This window comes from Alloscardovia macacae (assembly GCF_002259705.1).
GTDB classification, from domain to species: domain Bacteria; phylum Actinomycetota; class Actinomycetes; order Actinomycetales; family Bifidobacteriaceae; genus Alloscardovia; species Alloscardovia macacae.
In genome coordinates this window covers 252,938-270,438 of record NZ_MWWT01000001.1, presented here as the reverse complement: position 1 = coordinate 270,438, position 17,501 = coordinate 252,938, and the positions used below count along the sequence as shown (strand labels likewise).

At 57.0% G+C, this 17,501-nt stretch carries 13 protein-coding genes; 4 read left to right on the top strand and 9 right to left on the bottom strand.

Annotated elements, in window-relative coordinates; genetic code table 11:
* Window positions 1-15 precede the first annotated feature (15 nt).
* Window positions 16-1,920, bottom strand: a complete 1,905-nt coding sequence (locus ALMA_RS01110; protein WP_094726020.1) for a rhamnan synthesis F family protein — start codon at window positions 1,918-1,920, stop codon at window positions 16-18.
* Window positions 1,921-2,072: 152 nt separating this feature from the next.
* On the opposite strand from ALMA_RS01110, the gene ALMA_RS01105 reads away from it, so the two are divergent.
* Window positions 2,073-3,746, top strand: a complete 1,674-nt coding sequence (locus ALMA_RS01105) for a glucosyltransferase domain-containing protein (protein ID WP_094726019.1) — start codon at window positions 2,073-2,075, stop codon at window positions 3,744-3,746.
* Between the two features lie 102 nt (window positions 3,747-3,848).
* A complete protein-coding gene (locus ALMA_RS01100) occupies window positions 3,849-6,086 on the top strand; it encodes an alpha/beta hydrolase (RefSeq protein WP_094726018.1) in 2,238 nt (745 codons plus the stop codon).
* Window positions 6,087-6,648: 562 nt separating this feature from the next.
* Here the strand turns inward: ALMA_RS01100 and ALMA_RS01095 are convergent.
* The 7 genes from ALMA_RS01095 to ALMA_RS01065 all read right to left on the bottom strand — a co-directional run bounded on the left by ALMA_RS01095 (window position 6,649) and on the right by ALMA_RS01065 (window position 14,445).
* Window positions 6,649-7,200 (bottom strand): hypothetical protein, encoded by a 552-nt coding sequence (locus ALMA_RS01095; RefSeq protein ID WP_094726017.1) that lies wholly within the window; start codon window positions 7,198-7,200, stop codon window positions 6,649-6,651.
* A gap of 14 nt (window positions 7,201-7,214) precedes the next feature.
* Complete coding sequence (locus ALMA_RS01090) at window positions 7,215-8,006, bottom strand: ABC transporter ATP-binding protein (protein ID WP_094726016.1); 792 nt, start codon at window positions 8,004-8,006, stop codon at window positions 7,215-7,217.
* Between the two features lie 21 nt (window positions 8,007-8,027).
* The gene (locus tag ALMA_RS01085) at window positions 8,028-9,266 is read right to left on the bottom strand and encodes an ABC transporter permease (RefSeq protein ID WP_094726015.1); all 1,239 of its coding nucleotides are present in this window, start codon (window positions 9,264-9,266) and stop codon (window positions 8,028-8,030) included.
* Window positions 9,256-10,563 carry an ABC transporter permease gene (locus tag ALMA_RS01080; protein WP_094726014.1) on the bottom strand — a complete coding sequence of 436 codons (1,308 nt, stop codon included), beginning with the start codon at window positions 10,561-10,563 and terminating at the stop codon, window positions 9,256-9,258. Before ALMA_RS01080 ends, ALMA_RS01085 begins: the two co-directional genes overlap by 11 nt.
* Window positions 10,564-10,575: 12 nt before the next feature.
* Window positions 10,576-11,841 (bottom strand): DUF2318 domain-containing protein, encoded by a 1,266-nt coding sequence (locus tag ALMA_RS01075; protein WP_094726013.1) that lies wholly within the window; start codon window positions 11,839-11,841, stop codon window positions 10,576-10,578.
* A gap of 203 nt (window positions 11,842-12,044) precedes the next feature.
* Window positions 12,045-12,686 carry an iron transporter gene (locus ALMA_RS01070; protein WP_094726012.1) on the bottom strand — a complete coding sequence of 214 codons (642 nt, stop codon included), beginning with the start codon at window positions 12,684-12,686 and terminating at the stop codon, window positions 12,045-12,047.
* A gap of 61 nt (window positions 12,687-12,747) precedes the next feature.
* Window positions 12,748-14,445, bottom strand: a complete 1,698-nt coding sequence (locus tag ALMA_RS01065; RefSeq protein ID WP_244568813.1) for an FTR1 family iron permease — start codon at window positions 14,443-14,445, stop codon at window positions 12,748-12,750.
* A gap of 119 nt (window positions 14,446-14,564) precedes the next feature.
* Here ALMA_RS01065 and ALMA_RS01060 point away from each other — a divergent pair, with 119 nt between their 5' ends.
* The gene (locus ALMA_RS01060; RefSeq protein ID WP_094726011.1) at window positions 14,565-15,362 is read left to right on the top strand and encodes an FAD:protein FMN transferase; all 798 of its coding nucleotides are present in this window, start codon (window positions 14,565-14,567) and stop codon (window positions 15,360-15,362) included.
* Here ALMA_RS01060 and ALMA_RS01055 read toward each other — a convergent pair.
* Window positions 15,326-16,813: an amino acid permease gene (locus ALMA_RS01055; RefSeq protein ID WP_094726010.1), complete on the bottom strand. Its 1,488-nt coding sequence runs from the start codon at window positions 16,811-16,813 to the stop codon at window positions 15,326-15,328. The two genes, ALMA_RS01060 and ALMA_RS01055, sit on opposite strands and share 37 nt — an antisense overlap.
* A 55-nt stretch (window positions 16,814-16,868) precedes the next feature.
* Between ALMA_RS01055 and ALMA_RS01050 the strand changes: the two genes are divergently transcribed.
* Window positions 16,869-17,360, top strand: coding sequence for a GNAT family N-acetyltransferase (locus ALMA_RS01050; protein WP_094726009.1), 492 nt, complete (start codon window positions 16,869-16,871; stop codon window positions 17,358-17,360).
* Window positions 17,361-17,501 lie beyond the last annotated feature (141 nt).

The following is a 17,501-nucleotide window of genomic DNA, read 5'->3' as shown; positions in this document are numbered from 1 at the left end:
CTGTATTCTCTCTTCCTACTTTTTCTTCACTCGCTTCAGCCAGACATAAAGACGGCGCGCCACACCACGAACACCTGGTATAGCCTTCGCCATGCGCTTGAGGTTAAGCATAAGAATCATACGCGCATGTCCTCTGAAGCTTTTCCCTCCATAGATAGCCATAGTAGTCTGATAAAGATCTGGACGAATCCACGGATGGCTCACAGCTCGAGTGAGCTCACGCGTCATATACTCGAGGTTTGTTATCTCTACTCGAGCGAAGTGTTCAGAGAAGATATACGCAGGATAAAAACCGTTTGCCTGAGGAACATACCCATACGCACGTTCGACGAAGTGAAGCATGGTACCATCTATGCCGTTCGGCTCAGGAGGAAAGTCCGCATAATTCCAGTCACGGTCGAGCAGACCGTGCAGTGCTGCAGGGCGGAACCAGAACATAGTTCCCAGTGGCGCCACTACTTCTTTACTCTCATCCATAGGAACACTCATTCCGAGTGTATCCTTCATGAACTTTTTCGTTCCAGCAAAGTTCGGTCCCCAGCTAAAAGTGAACCCGGGGAAGTACTCCGCATGATTCGGTCCCGTAGGCATAGCCATACCCATGCGCGGGTTCTCTTCGAAGAGGTGAATGACCTGCGAGACATATGCCTTCGACGCCAGCATGTTATCGAAGCACTTAATGCGGAAACCATCCCCCTTGGTCTGAGGAGAAAGCTGCGTGACCTTCTTATCATGCATAAAGGCCACGTAATCGTACTTCATCAGAGACTTTCCCCCGCCTATGAGGAAAGCAGATACATCACGCCCACGGTTCTCTATCTTACGGATATCCACGTTATACGGCATATTTGCAGTTTTCTCACGCAGAAGGTCTATGAGCTCCTGCGACCCCACGGTAAGGATAAGGTCTGACCCTTCTGGCATCGAGTATGCATACTTGAGGCTCTGATCGACGAGATCTGGGTAGTAGAGGTGCATCACGAGAGCATACGTCTTCCCCTCAGGAAGCGGAACTGGCTGCGTGTCGGAAAGCACATAGTCTAAGTGAAGATTCTTTTGCAAATCCGCCAGATTCATGCTCCGCAAAGCATTCTGCCAGATGAGGTCAGTATCAAAGTCTGTATGGTCACGCAAGTACTCATACAAATCAAGTGCTGCTGTGCCTGCAGACTGTGTCATAACATCCGAATACGGATGGAAGAAAGAACGCCTTTTAAAGATAGGCATACGCTTCTTCTCTATGAGATCCTTCGCAGCGAAAGTGACTGGACCATAGGAGAAACCCTCCATATCCGCTGTGTCCACATAAACACCCCACTTGAAGCCCTTATCTGCGAAACGCTTCGTAAAGACAGACTCATGCAGCCCCACAGACTGCATGTAGTCTTTAATCTCTGGAAGATTATCCCAGTAATGACGGAATGCCTCAGACGTGTGGAAAGACTTACGGTATGCGTGGAAGTGAGACTGTATATGTTCTGGAAGATAGCCATATGGACTGTAGCCGAAAGGATCACCATCCACTTTATGGAACTTCGTAATCCCCCAGAAATCGAGATCCTTATCCCCCATAGCAGTGAACATTTCGGAGAACGGATACACAGGGCCCATAATCGTAGCGTTAAAGAGTACTATCTCATCAAATGCTGCAAGTGCTTCCCACCCATAACTATCCAAAGCTGTCTTATAAGCCCAGACGTCTAAGCCTTTATTCTCTCGGACTATAATTTTATCTGAAAACGCACTCAGCTTAGAGCGGCCTTCCTCGTTTAGTTTTCCATTCACTACTATGGTCAGGTCAGAAAAATGTGGCTCAAAGCCCTTCAGCATAGTGGGAATATAATCATCCACTACGCCCTGTCCATCGTAGAAGAAGAAAATACCTAAACGGTTTACTTCACCATTTTCAGGCAGTAACATGTAAAACTCCTGCAGTGTGCGTTAAACTATTCTGATAAGAGTATACCAATGATATAGGTCTAAGTGCCCAGAGTCGACGCAGAACACTCGTCTTCTCCGCAGCACATTTGTACACCCTACGCTTATATCACGAGACGAAAGAAGAGCACTCTATGATGACATCGGATGCGCCTGACACCGTACACGTAGATACCTCCCCCTCCGACCATATACAGTCTGGAGCAGTCCCGGCCACACCGACAGCCAGTAGCACGCTCCCTTACTCGTGGAGTGGTTTTACCCAGTATGCATGGAAAGTGCGCTGGGAATTCCTTCTATCTCTGGTCTTCTTACTTCTTGCTTTCGGCCAGAAGCTCTTCTCAAATACCTTTTCTATCGATACCGAAGCTATCATTCAAGCACAGAAAAACCTCTATAGGTCCTGGATTCAGCTTAGCCGCTTCGGTTTTGTTTGGTTAAAAAAGATAGCTGGAACCTACTGGTATAATAACGCTCTTTCCGGATTCCTGACCGTTATTCTCTTCGCTGCCACTGTATTCCTCTGGGGATATGTGTTCTATGCATTATCCGAAAAGAAAGAAAAATGGCATATAGCTTTCTTCGTCATTCCCCTTTTTGTCTCCCCTATTATGGCTGAACAGCTCGGCTTCCTCCTGCAGTCTCCATCTGTCTGTGTGGGAATGATGCTCGTAGCCCTAGCTGTGATGACATATGTGAATGCTGCGTCTGTGAGAGTTCACCGTGAATCTCACCGCATCCGAGTAACTCTAGCTTACCATCTTCTCGCTATTCTTCTTCTCGCTGCTGCTTTCAGTCTTTATACTGCACAGATTTCACTTTTCATCTCTGCTGTAGGAATGGTATATGTATACAAGTTTTTCTCATCGTCATCGTCCACACGGAAGTCTGAGCATTCCTTCACTTCTTTTATTCTCATACCTGCCGCTCTCTCTATATGTGGATATATCATCTACTCTCTTCTAAACCGACTGGCGCTGTATGTATACCATACATCTACTGATGCTTACGTGAACGACCAGGTCCGCTGGGGTAAAGATTCTCTTTATCACATTATCGTCACTATTCTGCGTCATGCTCGCACTGTATACTTCAGCCAGCGCATATACTATTCGCTCGCTTTTACTGTACTGGGCATTCTTCTCCTCCTCATTCTGGGAATACGCTTTTTATGCCGCCGTACTCCTTTTTCTGCTGTTCTCATCATGGCTGCAGTTTTCGCATCGCCCCTTATCATGAGTGTTTTGCTTGGCATGGTTCCTACTGTACGCACTGAATTCGTATATCCGTACGTGTTCAGTTTTATTTTCCTGCTTCTTCATGAACTTCTTTCTGTCAATTCTTTCCTCTCCTTCAAGTGGTCTCAGCTACTGGCATGGCTCGTTCTCCTCGCTGTATGCTTCGGACAGGGACAGATATCGAACCGTATCTTCTACACAGAAAGTGTTATCTATCAGCAGGATGTGCTCCTCGCTTCTCAGCTGGCTACACGCATCGGAGAAGTAACAGGTATGGAGCATCCTTCCGAGCCCGTAGTGTACATAGGTCGTCACATACCTCGAGGGAATGCCGATACCTACAAGTCTACAGACCTCGACCTTATAGGCCGCTCCATTATGGACATCACTTTTTCTACGACACATGGCGACTGGGTGAAAAACCACTTTATGGCAGCTCAGGGATACTCGTTTAGGATGCCAAGCCGCGCGCAAGAGAGCATGGCCGAGCAGGAGTCTCTTTCTATGCCACGATGGCCTGCAGAAGGTAGCGTTCAGAAGATTAATGGTGTCATTATAGTGAAGTTCTAACAGAAAAAGCTAGGGTAGCACCCCGTCCCCACCGCCCGCTACCCTAGCTCATACCGCCACAAGCGGATCGACCAGCCCTGAGAGAGACTGAGAAGAGACCCGATGATGACGTTACACCACCGCGCGACGCGCAGATTTCGTACACGTGCGAGCACAGCCGCTCTCGCATGCATTTTTTCATTCATCTCCCTGATATTCACCCCACCCGTCGCGTCCGCTACTGAGGGTCCCGACTCCGTCAGCACCGAGGAGCTCACAGCTGCCCTCGAAGCGACGCCGTACAGCGAGGCGTTCCTTGAGGAGGATGGCACGTACCGCATCGGAGAGCCGATTCCATCGTCTGCCTCGCCTTCTGACAGCGAGACCGCACCCGACACCCCACCCACCCTCCAGAAGTATTACACGCAGCAGCTCACGGGCGTGACTCAGCAGGAGGACTTCGGCTCGTTTACCTCGGCGTTCATCATCGTGCCCATTGACTACGCGCAGCCAGATGCGGGGAATGTGGCTCTGCATCTGAACATTTTCCCTGCTACGGGTCAGAAGAAAGGCATGCTTCTTTTTAATAATGGCGGTCCGGGCGGTAAGGCGTCTGAGTATGTGGCGGAGGTGCTCGATACCCCGCAGATGCGCGCGCTGAACGAGTCGTATGACCTCGTAGGGCTCGACCCGCGCGGTGTGGGCAGTTCGCTGCCGTTCGCGCAGTGTGCGGTGGACGAGTTCCGCGACGTTTCTGCCGGCGCTCCTGCCGTGTATACGGATGACCTGTCCGCGCAGACTGCGGCGAATGTGGCGCGCACCCGCGAGTACGTGCGTTCCTGCTTCTCCTATACGGGTCGCGCTCTGGGTCTGACGGACGAGCAGCGCGCGCTGTTCCTCAGGAATATGGACAGCACGAGTGCGGCTCAGGATATGGACGTGGTGCGCAGCGTGCTGGGAGAGGAAAAATTGAACTTCGTGGGCCTCTCGTACGGGACGCGGCTCGGATACGTGTACGCGCGAAGCTTCCCGCAGCGCGTCGGGCGGCTCGTGCTCGACGGCGCGGTCAGCCCGTACGAGGGCACGGCGCCCACGGCTGCGGACGCGACGACCGCGCTGACGGACGAGCAGCTGCGCGCGCTGAATGCGCTGGATCTCACGCAGGCGAGCGCGTTCCAGAATACCTTTGAGCAATTCGCGCAGTGGTGCTTCTCTCTGTCGGCACGCGCGCAGACGTGGGCCGAGCTGACGGACGGCGGCATCCCGGATAATCGGACGGCCGCCTGTCCGCTGCAGCTCGCGGACGTGCAGCCGCATGACGGCGACCTCGCGGATGACGCGGTCTCGCTCGCTACACAGCAAGTGCAGAATATCCTGAGGCCTCTGGCCACGCAGCCTCTCACGCATACTGAGAATCTCTTCGGTACCGAGCGCACGACGTCGCTCAGCTTCGACGTGGCCGTCACCGCGCTGTCCGGCGGCCTGTACAGTCAGGATGATTGGCCGGTGCTCGCGTACGGGCTCGCGCAAATCCACGCGGGGCAGATCATGCCGGAATACGTGCGCCTCTACTCGAACTTCGAGGACACGGACGGCTACGGAAACGCCGCCTACACGGCCGTCACCTGCGCGGACGGGGCGAATCCTGCAGGCGCGTCTCTCGAAAACTCCATCCGCGTGCAGACCATGCTCTACGCTGCCGCGCCATACCGCGACCCAGGCGCGCAGTATCACGGCATCGGTAGCCTCAGCGCCTGCTCAGCGTGGCCGTTCGCGGGAAATCTCTCGGCGGATGCTCCTGGAACTCACGTGGAAAACCTCGCACTCAGCCTGCCACCGACGCTCGTCGTCTCCACCACGCACGACCCTGCCACGCCATACGCAAACGGGGAGATCCTCGCCCGCGCGCTCGGCGGCAGTCTGCTCAGCGTGGAGGGCGCGCAGCACGTGGCCTGGCTGCGTACAGGCGCGGGGTACGCGTGCGCGAATGACATCATGGTCTCATATCTGCTGAACGGAACTGTGCCTCAGGACGGAGCGTATGGGGAGCTGTGCAGTGTGCGTGGGTTTGCTGGGAGTGCTGGGGCTGGGGCTAGTGAGTCCGGCGGGGAGGCCGCCAGGGCTGGAGAGGCCGCGTCCTCACCGTCTACTCCAGACGCTCCAGATATTCCAGACACTACAGACGCTCCAGAGGAGAAGCGCGTGAAGACGTCTGCGTCTGCAGCCCCATCTCCTCAGACCGAGAAAAGCAGCGTTCTCGCGAAGACCGGCGCGGACGTGGTCACTGCGAGCGCGCTCATTCTGGTGCTGACGGCGGCCGGAGCAGCTGTGCTTATGGTGCGGCGACATCGCAAGACCTAGAAGAGAGAAGAACACGGCATGAAGGGGTAGTGCTCTCGAGTAATGAGCTCGAAGACGCTACCCCTTCTCTATGACGAGTGCGGTGTACACGGACTCGCCAGCCTACGATGCAGGAATGAGCTTTTCAGGACGCCGCCATTGTGAGCTAGAAAAGCTGTGAAAAAGAGATACAAGGTTTTAAGCCGTTTTCAGACCATTTATTTTCGCTCCATCCTTCCCCACACGTATCCTCGCGTCGTGAAAAGCTCACTCCTATCGAAAAATTCTCAAATAAGTATGGCGGTACTGCTCCGAAGTATCAGGACATAAGAGCAGCGAAAGAGTTCATTCGTCATCTCGTGGATGAAACCAGCACTCCCGAACCATAATCTACTAATCTACGTAGCTTTTATGCCGGTTAAAAAGATTTGCCCTCGCCTAGCGTCCTCAACCCCTCTACCCATCCGAGAGGGGTCCAACGCCCCGGCGAGAGCATTACATCATCTTTTATGCTAGATACTGCGCATATTATCTAACAGTTATTCAAGTATACGTCATGAACTCTACAGGACACGAAACGCGCCTACTGCGCCCCCGCCTGCACGGACGCCTCGCCGCGCACATTCACGAGAGCCTGGTTGAATGCGTCCGTGGTCCAGCTCGCTCCGGCCACCACGCTGAGCTTTAAGTCTTTAAGGTCTTTGCCCACGACTTCGCCGGATACGGCCTTGACGAAGTCATCACCGTACTTTTTCGAGATGGCAGAGCTCGTCGTCGGCTTTACCCCGACGGCCGTCACCTTCCCCGCGCCCACGGTCACGGAGACGTCGAGCGTGCTCGCGCTGTGCTCGCCGTAGTGTCCGCTCACCGTATAGGTACCGTCGCCGTACGTTCCCGTATCTGCTTTCGCGTCTGGGAATTTCAATTCATTACTGACGTTCTCGTCCGCGCCCGCCGAGCCGTTTGTTCCGTTCGTGCCTGCTGACGAAGACGAGCTGTTCGCCGTCGAGTTACTCTGCAGATCCGCGTTATCCCCCGCAGCCGGCGCGCTCGAACCGCACCCCGCGAGGAGCAGCGATGCGGCGACTACGCCCACGCCTGCGAGTGCGGCATTTTTCGTTACGCTAGAGTTCATTATTATGATTCCTCCTACTCCTCAGACCCACTGAGCGTATCTTTCGCCGATTTCGTCGGATCGTCGAACGTCCCGAGGCTTGACGACCCCACGAGAGCTTCATACTCCTCGCGAGCCGCCTCGTCATTCCACTGCTCGCCCACGAGCTTGCCGTGGTTCAGCATAATTTCGCGCTGCGCCTGGCTAGCCACAGTGGAGTCATGCGTGACCACGATGATGGTGGTACCCTGCTCGTGCAGGCGCTTGAACAAGTCGAGAACGATGTGTTCGTTCGCTTCGTCGAGGTTACCCGTCGGCTCGTCAGCGAGGAGGATTTCTGGGCAGTTAATCAGCGCACGCGCTATGCACACGCGCTGCTGCTCGCCACCCGAAAGCTGACTCGGCAGATGATGAGCCCTGTCTTCGAGTCCCACCTGGCGCAGAGCGTCCAGCGCTTGGGACTCATCCACGACGGAGTGGTAGTATTGGGCAGTCATAACGTTCTCCAGCGCGGTCAGATGCTGCACGAGGTAGAACTTCTGGAAGACCAGCCCTATGACGTTCTTACGCACGTCTGCCAGCTCGCGCTCACGCAGGCCGGACACGTCCACGCCGCGCAGCACGACGGACCCGCGGCTCGGCGTATCGAGGCACGCGATGATGTTCATAAGCGTCGTCTTCCCCGAGCCGGACGAGCCGACGATGGACAGCCATTGGCCGCGCGGAACGCTCAAGGTCAGGTCGTCGAGCGCGTGCAGCTCGCCGTATATCTTCGAAACGTGGTCTAAATGCAGGACGACGTCGCTGCTCTGCTTTTCGTTTTCCATAACTAGCCTTTCTTCCCGAGCCTACTCTTCGCGCAGCACCACTGCCGGGTCGATGCGCGAGGCCTTGCGTACAGGCAGGATGGACGCCACCACCGCGATGAGCGCCGCCACAGCCACGCACGCCGCCCCCAGCCCCACGTTCACGCTCGTCTCGCGGTCGAACACCGTCCGGATGAGCACCCACGCGACGCCCGAGCCCACGAGCACGCCGAGCAGGCCGCCCGCCACGCCGTAGAGCGCAGACTCCACGTAGAACTCCACCGCGATGGACCGGTTCGACGCCCCGAGTGCCTTGCGCAGACCTATCTCATTACGCCTCTGGGAGACGATGGACGTCATGGTCGTGGACACGCCCACGAGGGTGAGCGCCACGATGACGAGCGAGATAATCCAGAAGAGCGTGGTCAGCATGGCGATGATGCTTGCGTTCGCTTGGGAGATCTTGCTCACGGCCTGGGCGGTCACGTTCATGGACTTCATGTCGTTAATGTTCGTCACGAGTTTATCGAGGTCTGCGCCGGATGCCTCGGACGAGTATTCGATGACGTCCGCGCCGCGCGACTGGCCGTTCTGCCCGCTCTGGCCGTTCTGGCCGGTCAGCGCGTCGAGCGTCGCGTTCGTCACGTACAGCATGGAGTCCTCGTTTCCGCCCGTGCTGACCGTGCCCACCACCTGCATGCGCGTGCCCTCGGTGTCGAGAATGGTATTCACCGCGTCGTCTTCCACGTATCCCACCGTGATGCTTTGGCCAATTTTCACACTCAGCCGCTCGGCCACATCCGTGCCGATGAGCACCTGGTTTTCAGCGCTCGGCCACGAGCCGGTCACATCCCAGAACTTATTCATGGAACGCACTTCGTTCGGGTTAATGCCGGCCATTTGGTAGGACGCCGAATTCACGCGCACCGTATCATAGCGGTACGTGGCATGTGTCTCGCCGAAGCCCGTGGCGCGCACCATCTCCGTGGTATGCTCCACCATATCTTTCTGGATACCGTTTTCCGTGGCTCCCGTCTGGTTACTCGTCACCACGAGATTCGCACCATAGGCGCGCATTTCTTCCGTCATCTGCGCAGGCACCACGATGCACACCATGACGAGCACGAACAGCGTGGCAGCTCCCACGAGAGAAGCGATGACGGCCATAATAGCGCGAGAGCGGCGGCGCAGAATGGCGCCACGAATCATAGTCCAGAACATGGCACGGTTCGCGCGCTCACGGCGCTTGAGGTCCGCAGCGGTATACACTTTATCTTCCATGAAGCACCTCAGCTGGTTTCACGTGGAGTATGGAGCGAAGAGCAGATACGGAGGCGAGCAGCACCGTCAGAGCCAGCAGCACCGCCACAAGCACGAAGACCATAGGCCGCATGACGATGCCCGCGTGGAAGACCACCTGGCCGATGGCCTGCGCCACGCCCGTACCGAGCAGCGCGCCGAGCACTGCTCCGAGAGCGCAGATAATGCCCGTCTCCGCGAGGATGAAGCGCATCACTTCGCTGTTCTTCGCCCCGATGGCCTTGCGCAGAGCTATCTCTCCCGAGCGCTCCGCTGTGGCTGCAGCCATGAGGTTCGCCACGGCTATGGTGGCTGCAAGCAGCGTGAGTACCGTCATGACTATCATGATGGCCTGCGTCTTACGTAAGACGTTCCCCTGCAGGGCCGCCACCTGGCGTACCTGCTTCGCCACTGCGCCCGGGATCACTTCTTCTATCTGATAGGCTATGGAGCTCACGTAGGCCGTGCAGTACCACGTCTCCCATTCCGTCTTCGAGACGGCTTCTGGAGACTTTTCCACTTTGCGCGCGAGGTCGTTTTCTGGAGTGGTCAGAGCTTTGACTTCCACGTAGTTCACCGAGTCCGCCAGGCCCGTGACATTCTGGAGGAGTGCGGTGGTGGTGAAGACGGCTTTATCATCATCATCACCGGAGGTGAAGATGCCCGTGACTTTCGCCTTCTGACCATCCGAGCCTATCTGGAGCTCGTCGCCCACATGGACGTTATGCTCGGATGCGAAGGTGGCGCCCACCATAGCCTGAGGTTCCCCATTCTGCGAGTCATCATCACTCGCCCAGGACCCCTGCACCTGCCACCAGTTTCGCATGCCCTTCAGACCCACCACAGTGGTCTCGCCCGTAGACAGGTTCAGCGTCTTATTAAACCATGTTCCCACCACAGGCGTGTTCTCCACGCCATTCACGGTCACGTGATGTGTCAGCTGTGGTGCGAAGTTCAGAATGTTATACGCCCAGAAGATGGTCTTCATCTTCGCGAGGTCTGACTCGTGAATGAAAGAGGTCGGGTCTGCCTTCGCCGAGCTCGGGGTGGAGGTGGAGCTCGAGGAGTAGAGCTCCGAAAGCACAGCATCCGACTTCGGCCGAACGGTGATATTCGACCCATAGGTGGACAGCTCATCGGTCAGTTTATCGCCCACATCGAAGACCACGCCGAGCATGGCCGTGGACACGGTAGCTGCGAGGAGCACCGTGAGCCCCATGAGCAGGCGCTTTCTCAGCTCCTGCGTCAGCGAGCGGATGATCATACGCATAAAGTACATCTCATCACCTCTCTAACGCCTAAAGTAGGAGGAATTCGCATCCAGTACGGACGTCTGGACGGTGACGGTGGTGCCATCGTTCTCGAAGTCTATAGGCACCGGATTACACCCACCCTTAAAGCCTATGGTGGCTATGTTCATGGCCACGTCACACTTCTTACAGATGACCTTTCCATCCTTTTCGTAGTATCCCGCATCTCCACAGTTATCACACGCGTCGAGCACCACCACGATGCCGCCGCTACCCTTCTTAATGGCGAGGAACCGCATGGTGGTACCGTCTGAAGCCTTATATTCGAAGCGGTGCAGGTGACCGTCGGAGACCTGGGACGCTTTAATCTTCGCCACGCCGTCTTCGAGGACATACTTTTCCGGCTCGGACAGCTTTATCTCCACGTGGGTAGCGGCCACACCGTAGGTGAGAGCAGCGCCCACGCCGAGCACTGCGAGCAGGCTGAAGGCCACAGCCACATACGCGTGACGCTTAAATTTGCGGTGTATGCGCACCTCAGCGATGGTCTGCCCCTCTACCGCCGTTTTCCACCCCGCCACGAAAGCGGCCGCCACAGGGATAACGAAGACCACCGCCTGAGCGATGACGAGCGTGAGCGTGTTATTCAGCCCCCATACGAGCGCCCGGAACGCGAAGGACGGCAGGCGAATGGCCCGCGTGCTGAAAAGAATCTGAGTGAGGTCGATGACGTGCTGTGCGGCTATGAGCGCGGTGAGCGCTATGCCCGTGATGGCGAAAATCCGCGCTCCCACCGTGCTGACGAGCGCGGAGAAGATAGCGGCGATGACCACGCTGGCAGCGATGCCGAGCGTGAAGCCGAGCGCGCGCAGCAGCATATCCGAGGTAAACGGCGTCTGCCCGGTTTCCACGAAGTTCGTCACGCGCAGGATGACGTCCGGCAGCGCGCGGAAGTACGTCAGCGCGAGCGCGACACCGAAGATGACGTTTCCTGCTGTATACAATTTCTGCTCTGGCTCATTCTTCACCAGCGCCGCGAAGGCCACAAGCGCTGCGATGTCCGCGAGGATGCAGGCCACGAGCGTCGGCTGATTCACGATAGTGCGCTGCGTAAGCAGGCCCGTCCCCCGCAGAGTGGCGAAGACGATGGCTGCCACGATACCCAGAACCACGCCGGCCACGCGCACATACCGCACGCGCGTGGTATGGTAGCGCGCATCTGCTGGCTTACACACGGCACTGATGACCATGGTCAGCAGAATAGGCGCGAGAGAGCCCGGCAGAGCTGTGACGAATTGTTCTAGCATAGTTTTTAGCTTAATCCAGGAGCAGTCAGTTATCTAGAGTGTTTTTAGGCCACTTGTAGTCACAAATGACCGCCACTGTGACGAAGTTAAGCCATTCTTGTCTTGACTTCATAAAGTGAACGGTCATTCGTGACTACAAACTGCCCATTTTCGGGAAAATATTCCGATTGGAGAAAAAGGAGCATGCACCTCAGAGGAGGGCACTACCACTGCATAGGCGTGTAATCCCAGTCGTAGCTCACTTCCAGAGGCGTGGTCCAGAACTTGCCCTTCACACCCGTCTCCTTATCCACGTGCAGAGCCCAGCCCTTTTCCGCAGGGGATGCGATACTCAGCTTCACGGTGTAGGAACCAGCCTGGTCGAGCTTCACGTTACCACCGTAGTGAGGGCCGTCATCCGCGTTCATCTGCATGAAGGTACCGGAGGCAGCCGTCTCATTCGTGGACTTGTTTATGATCTCGTAGGATACGGTCAGGTCTGGCACGAAGTCACCCTTCGCATAGCCGAGGTCGTTATTCGCCAGAGCGTGGATATCTGCTTCGAGGTGGAAGCTGGACTCCGCAGCGGACAGACCCATACCTGCTGGCTCCATATCCACTGGCTGGAAGTACACCATCGCCACGTTCAGTGGGCCCACTTCCTTATCGTCACCGATAGGAAACTCTTCGAAGCCCGCACCATCGCTCGTAGACTCCGACTTGTTATCCGACTTCGCATCAGACTTCTGCGAGCTACTCGTGTCCGACTTCGCACTCGAGGTGGAAGTCTGCGCACCGCATGCACCGAGTCCCAGGGAGCCTGCGAGCAGGAGTGCCAGAGCTGCTACTGTAGCTTTCTTTGCCATAGTGTTTCTTCTTTCTTTCTGAATTACTGAAAAATATTAAAAATTGGGATAACGCCTCAGCCTACGCCTCCCGAACCTGCCGTTCACGACGCGCACGCACGCCTGCCCACGCGAACAGTCCCAGCACGACCAGCAGCATGACCAGCTGGAAGCCCACGGTCTGCACGTACGGGTAGATGCCGAGGAAGTCGTTCGTCGGCCAGGTGGACATGTACGTTCCACTGATCACGTCCGCCTCGATGAGCTCATGCAGACCCGAGCCCGCGAAGATGACCACGAGAATGCCCATGAGCACGGACATGGTCGCGAAGAATGGCTTATACGGAATCTTCACGGTGGTATAGCGGAAGACGAGGAAGAAGCCCACGAGGACCACCACAGCCGCGAGCGCACCCCAGACCAGAGGCAGGTAGTTCTGGTCATAGGTCATGCCCATGATGGCCTGGTAGAAGATGACCGTCTCCGCGCCCTCACGGAAGACCGCGAGGAAGGCGAGCAGTGCCAGCGAGAAGACGCTTCCCTTCGAGGCGCTTTCCTTCGTCCTATCGTCCACGTAGCGTGTCCAGGACTGGTGCGAGGACTTGCCCAGCATCCAGTTACTCGTAAAGAGCAGCATGACCATGGCCACAAGCGCCGTCGCTCCTTCGAACACTTCCTGATGCGAGCCCGCATTCTGGAAGAGAAGAATGAGCAGCGCGGCCATAATGCCCGAGGCCACCAGGCCCGCCACCACGCCGAGGTAGATGAACTTCAGCATGCGCTTAAGGCCTTCCTTCGCCAGGTAGGCCACAATGGCTGCCACGACGAGCATGGCTTCGAGGCCTTCGCGCAGCAGGATGATGAACGCCTGACCGAAGGAGGAGGTGACGAAGGAGACCACAGGGTTCACTTTCGAGGCGGCACCGTCGTCGAGAATCTTCGCATCGGTGACGAGCATCTGCTTGAGGTCGGCCACGTTCTTTTCTACTTCCGTGTCCGACTTCCCGCCGATCATGGACTTGCGCGTTTCCTTAAACTGGTTTTCCACCTGGGAGACGCGGTCGCCGGAGATGGCGCTCATCACCGTCTTTTCGAAGCCGAGCTTTTCGTAGTACTGGTAGTACGCGTGGTTCACGAGATCCGAGCCTTCACGGTCATTCTTTCCCGTGGTGGCTGCCGTCTGCGCGCGGTCGAGGATGCCCGTCATCTCCACTGCGATGTCCGACCATGTGCGCGAGCCGCGGCCCGCATTCGTGCGCGTCTTCGCGGCGTCCAGCTTCTGGCGCTCTTCAGCCGTCTTCTGGGCACGAGCCGTCGCGTAATCACGCGGATTTGACTGGTTTGCGTCTGCGTCGAGAGCCTGGGCGGCTGCCGTGAGCTGCGGTTCGAGAGCTGCGACGCGCTCTGGGATGGTGCTCGCTTTCGCGGCCACGAAGACGTCTGTGGTGAAGGCGAGCAGCTCGTCGTGCAGTGGCTGTGCTGTCTGCGCTGGGAGGACCACGGCCATGTTCGATGCCACGTAGTCCACGTTATACGCGCGCTGGAAGCTCGTGGCTGCGGTGGTGGAATCGCCTGCGTTCAGGGAGGCGACGCCTGCGTTAAGGTCCGTCTGGATGGCAGAAGCGACCGCGCTCCACGAGTCCACGTTCGCGGACTGCGGGATGGATGGCGTGGCAGAAGAAGCATCCGCCGCATGCGCCTGTGGTACGGCGAGCATGAGAGCCATGAGAAGCGCTCCTGCTAGTACGGCCATGCGTCCGAATATATCGCGATACTTCACGCTTTCTGCTCCTTTACTCTCTGACGCTTTCGCGCCCTCATTAAGCGTAGAGGAATTTCGCTGAAAGATAAAGAGTTTTTTCTGTGAATTTTTCGCGCACACGCTGTAGCGTAGAAAATATGCCGTATACTCTCAGCTTTCCTCAGGCGTTCGGCACGGGCATCCTCGTGAGCTCCCCCTCACCGTCCGTGCGTGCAGCACGTCCTGCACTTGACGCATGCATCGACGAGTTCGACCGCATATTTTCGCGCTTTCGACCAGATTCTGTGGTCAATTCTCCCTCCGCCTTACGCCGCTTCCCCTCCTGGGCGGACGAGCTTTTCGAGATTTATGACGTGCTCGGCGCACTCACCGACGGACGTTTCAGCCCCCTCGTCGCCGAGCGCCTCGTAAAAATGGGATATGGTCCGCTATTCGGACAGGAAGGTGATCATCCTCTGGACTTCGGTGCTGCTGGAAAGGGCTTCGCAGTGGACCGCATGGCTCACATCCTCGACCAGTATGTCAGCGCCTACACCATTAATGCCGGCGGAGACATCTACACCACCGAGCATCTCACCGCAGGCCTCGAAAATCCGTGGAATTTCAGCCAGGCACTCGGCACTGTGGACCTCGAGCCAGGCACTGCTCTGTGCGCCTCCTCCCCCTCGCGCCGCCACTGGACATCGCTGGATACGGGAGAGGAAGTCCACCACATTCTGGACGCGACCACGGCCACCTACGCCTCCTGGGTCACTGTCTCGACGAGCGCCCATCCCACAGCGTGGGCGGACGGTCTGGCCACAGCGCTTTTCCTCACTGACCCTCAGCGGCTGCGCCACCCGGCAGTGCCCGAGTGGAACTTCGCGAGAATTGACACCGAGAAAAAAGCTGAGCGGTCTTACTCCTGGGCAGGATCCTTCTTCAGCATGCAGTAAGCACCGAAGCCTACGAGCCAGACGAGGCCCGCGATGGCCGGCACGATGCGCTCGGCCGAGGCGAAAAGCGAGCCGTAAATGAAGACGAAGAAGGCGATGCCCACCACGTCGAAGACGCGATACCCGCGCATGAGGAAGCCATCACGCGCGAACGCCGGGCTCGTACGGTAGCGGTAATGCGCCACCATGGTCAGTATGTAGATGAAGATGATGACCGCACTGGACGCCGAGGAGAAGAGCGTGAAGGCAGACTTTACAGCCGGAATCATGCTCACGATAGGCGAAAGAATGATGAGCACAGCCGAGGCGATGATAGCGCGTGCCGGCACCTTATGCGTGGAGACCTCGCCGAGCTTCAAGCGGCTGAGCAGACTCGTGGACGGCGCATCATCCGCCAGCTGGTACAGGTGACGGCCAGCCGAGTAGAGCAGAGAGTTCAGCGCGGAGCTCGCCGCGGTGATGACCACGAAGAAGACGAGAGCCGCTGCCCAGTCCACGCCAGCATAGCGGAAGACCATAATGAAGGGAGAAGCGACGGAGCCCTGCGCATCCGGCACGAAGTTACGCCACGGAACGATGCACATGATGGCCACGAGCGCACCCACGTAGAAGATGAGAATGCGGTAAATGAGCTGATTAATGGCCTTCGGCAGGATCTCGCGTGGATTCTCGGTCTCGGAGACCGTCACGCCCACGAACTCGATGAGCTCGTACGCGAAGAAGACCATAGGGAACGCCATGACGAAGCTCATCCAGCCGTTCGGCGCGAGCTGGAAGCCGTGGAGGATGTTCTGGATGGTGACCGTCCCCGCTGGCGAGGTCACGCCATTCAGGGTCTGGGCCGGGTAGCTAAAGTGGATGACCACCATGACGGCAGCCGTGAGGATAAGCCCGATGATAAGGGCTATCTTAATCATAGAGAACCAGAATTCCGCCTCGCCGAAGACTTTCACCGCGATAAGGTTTACCGCTGTGAGCACGACGAGGAAGACGAGCTCGATAAGCCACTTATACGACGAGACGTCGATGCCGAATGTGCCGAAAAAGCTCACACAGTACGTGGATACGGCGGCTATCTCCGTCATGCCGATGAGAATGAGCACTATCCAGTACGACCATCCGGCGAATTTTCCCCACGCCGGGCTCACATACGTGCCGATGAAATTAATGAAGGTGTGCTGGCTCGGGTCGCGGTACATGAGCTCGCCGATGGCGCGCATGAGGATAAACATGAACAGGCCCACGGCGATGTATACGAAGATGATAGACGGGCCGGTCAGCGCGATGGATTCGCCCGAGCCGAGGAACAGCCCGGTGCCTATGGTTCCGCCGATGGCGATGAACTGCACGTGCCGGTTCTTCAGGCCGCGCTCCATCTCGTTATTCTGGTCGAGATGGTCTACGTCTTTTAGGCGCGAACGCTTCTGCTGGGTCTCTTTCTGGTCTGTCATGCGTTTTAGTCTAGCGCATGGAGGAAACGTCCATGTTACGGTATGCTTGCGTGGTATGACTGTTTCTCTCACGATACGCCGGGCGCAGGCGGCGGACATTCCTGCCCTCCTCGAGCTTTTACGTCAGGTCAATTCCGTCCATGCTGACGGGCGGCCAGATCTTTTCAACCGCGTGACGAAGTATTCTGAGAGGGAGCTGCGCGAGCGGCTCACTGCTTCGGATGATGATCCTGTCTTCGTGGCTGTGCGTGCGGATGATCCGTCCGTGGTGTACGGGCACTGCTTCTGCATCACACAGGACCGGACAGGGGATGCGCTCTTCCGGGATATTCGCACGCTCTACGTGGATGACGTGTGTGTGGACTCTGCTGCACGAGGCATGGGCGTGGGACGCGTGCTGCTCGAATATGTGCAGTCGTGGGCGCGTGAGCGCGGATACTATAACCTCACGCTCGGTGTCTGGGAGTGCAACCCTGGCGCGCGGGCCTTCTATGAGAAGCTCGGGATGAAGCCACAGGAGACGGTTATGGAGACCATTCTGCAGTAGTTCCTCTCGAGGCTTCCGGGGAGGGGCTCGCTTCGAGCACTCTAGGTTTTTGTCGCAAAAGTGCGTGTTTGTAGTCACGAATGGCCGTTGACTTCGCGAATCGAACGCAAGAATGGCTTGTTTTCGTAAAAGTGTGTGTCA

What these genes read in the sequence shown, in the direction of transcription:
- ALMA_RS01110 (WP_094726020.1), bottom strand. Translation starts at nt 1,920, where the DNA reads ATGTTACTGCCTGAAAATGGTGAAGTAAACCGTTTAGGTATTTTCTTC.
- ALMA_RS01105 (WP_094726019.1), top strand. Translation starts at nt 2,073, where the DNA reads ATGATGACATCGGATGCGCCTGACACCGTACACGTAGATACCTCCCCC.
- ALMA_RS01100 (WP_094726018.1), top strand. Translation starts at nt 3,849, where the DNA reads ATGATGACGTTACACCACCGCGCGACGCGCAGATTTCGTACACGTGCG.
- ALMA_RS01095 (WP_094726017.1), bottom strand. Translation starts at nt 7,200, where the DNA reads ATGAACTCTAGCGTAACGAAAAATGCCGCACTCGCAGGCGTGGGCGTA.
- ALMA_RS01090 (WP_094726016.1), bottom strand. Translation starts at nt 8,006, where the DNA reads ATGGAAAACGAAAAGCAGAGCAGCGACGTCGTCCTGCATTTAGACCAC.
- ALMA_RS01085 (WP_094726015.1), bottom strand. Translation starts at nt 9,266, where the DNA reads ATGGAAGATAAAGTGTATACCGCTGCGGACCTCAAGCGCCGTGAGCGC.
- ALMA_RS01080 (WP_094726014.1), bottom strand. Translation starts at nt 10,563, where the DNA reads ATGTACTTTATGCGTATGATCATCCGCTCGCTGACGCAGGAGCTGAGA.
- ALMA_RS01075 (WP_094726013.1), bottom strand. Translation starts at nt 11,841, where the DNA reads ATGCTAGAACAATTCGTCACAGCTCTGCCGGGCTCTCTCGCGCCTATT.
- ALMA_RS01070 (WP_094726012.1), bottom strand. Translation starts at nt 12,686, where the DNA reads ATGGCAAAGAAAGCTACAGTAGCAGCTCTGGCACTCCTGCTCGCAGGC.
- ALMA_RS01060 (WP_094726011.1), top strand. Translation starts at nt 14,565, where the DNA reads ATGCCGTATACTCTCAGCTTTCCTCAGGCGTTCGGCACGGGCATCCTC.
- ALMA_RS01055 (WP_094726010.1), bottom strand. Translation starts at nt 16,813, where the DNA reads ATGACAGACCAGAAAGAGACCCAGCAGAAGCGTTCGCGCCTAAAAGAC.
- ALMA_RS01050 (WP_094726009.1), top strand. Translation starts at nt 16,869, where the DNA reads ATGACTGTTTCTCTCACGATACGCCGGGCGCAGGCGGCGGACATTCCT.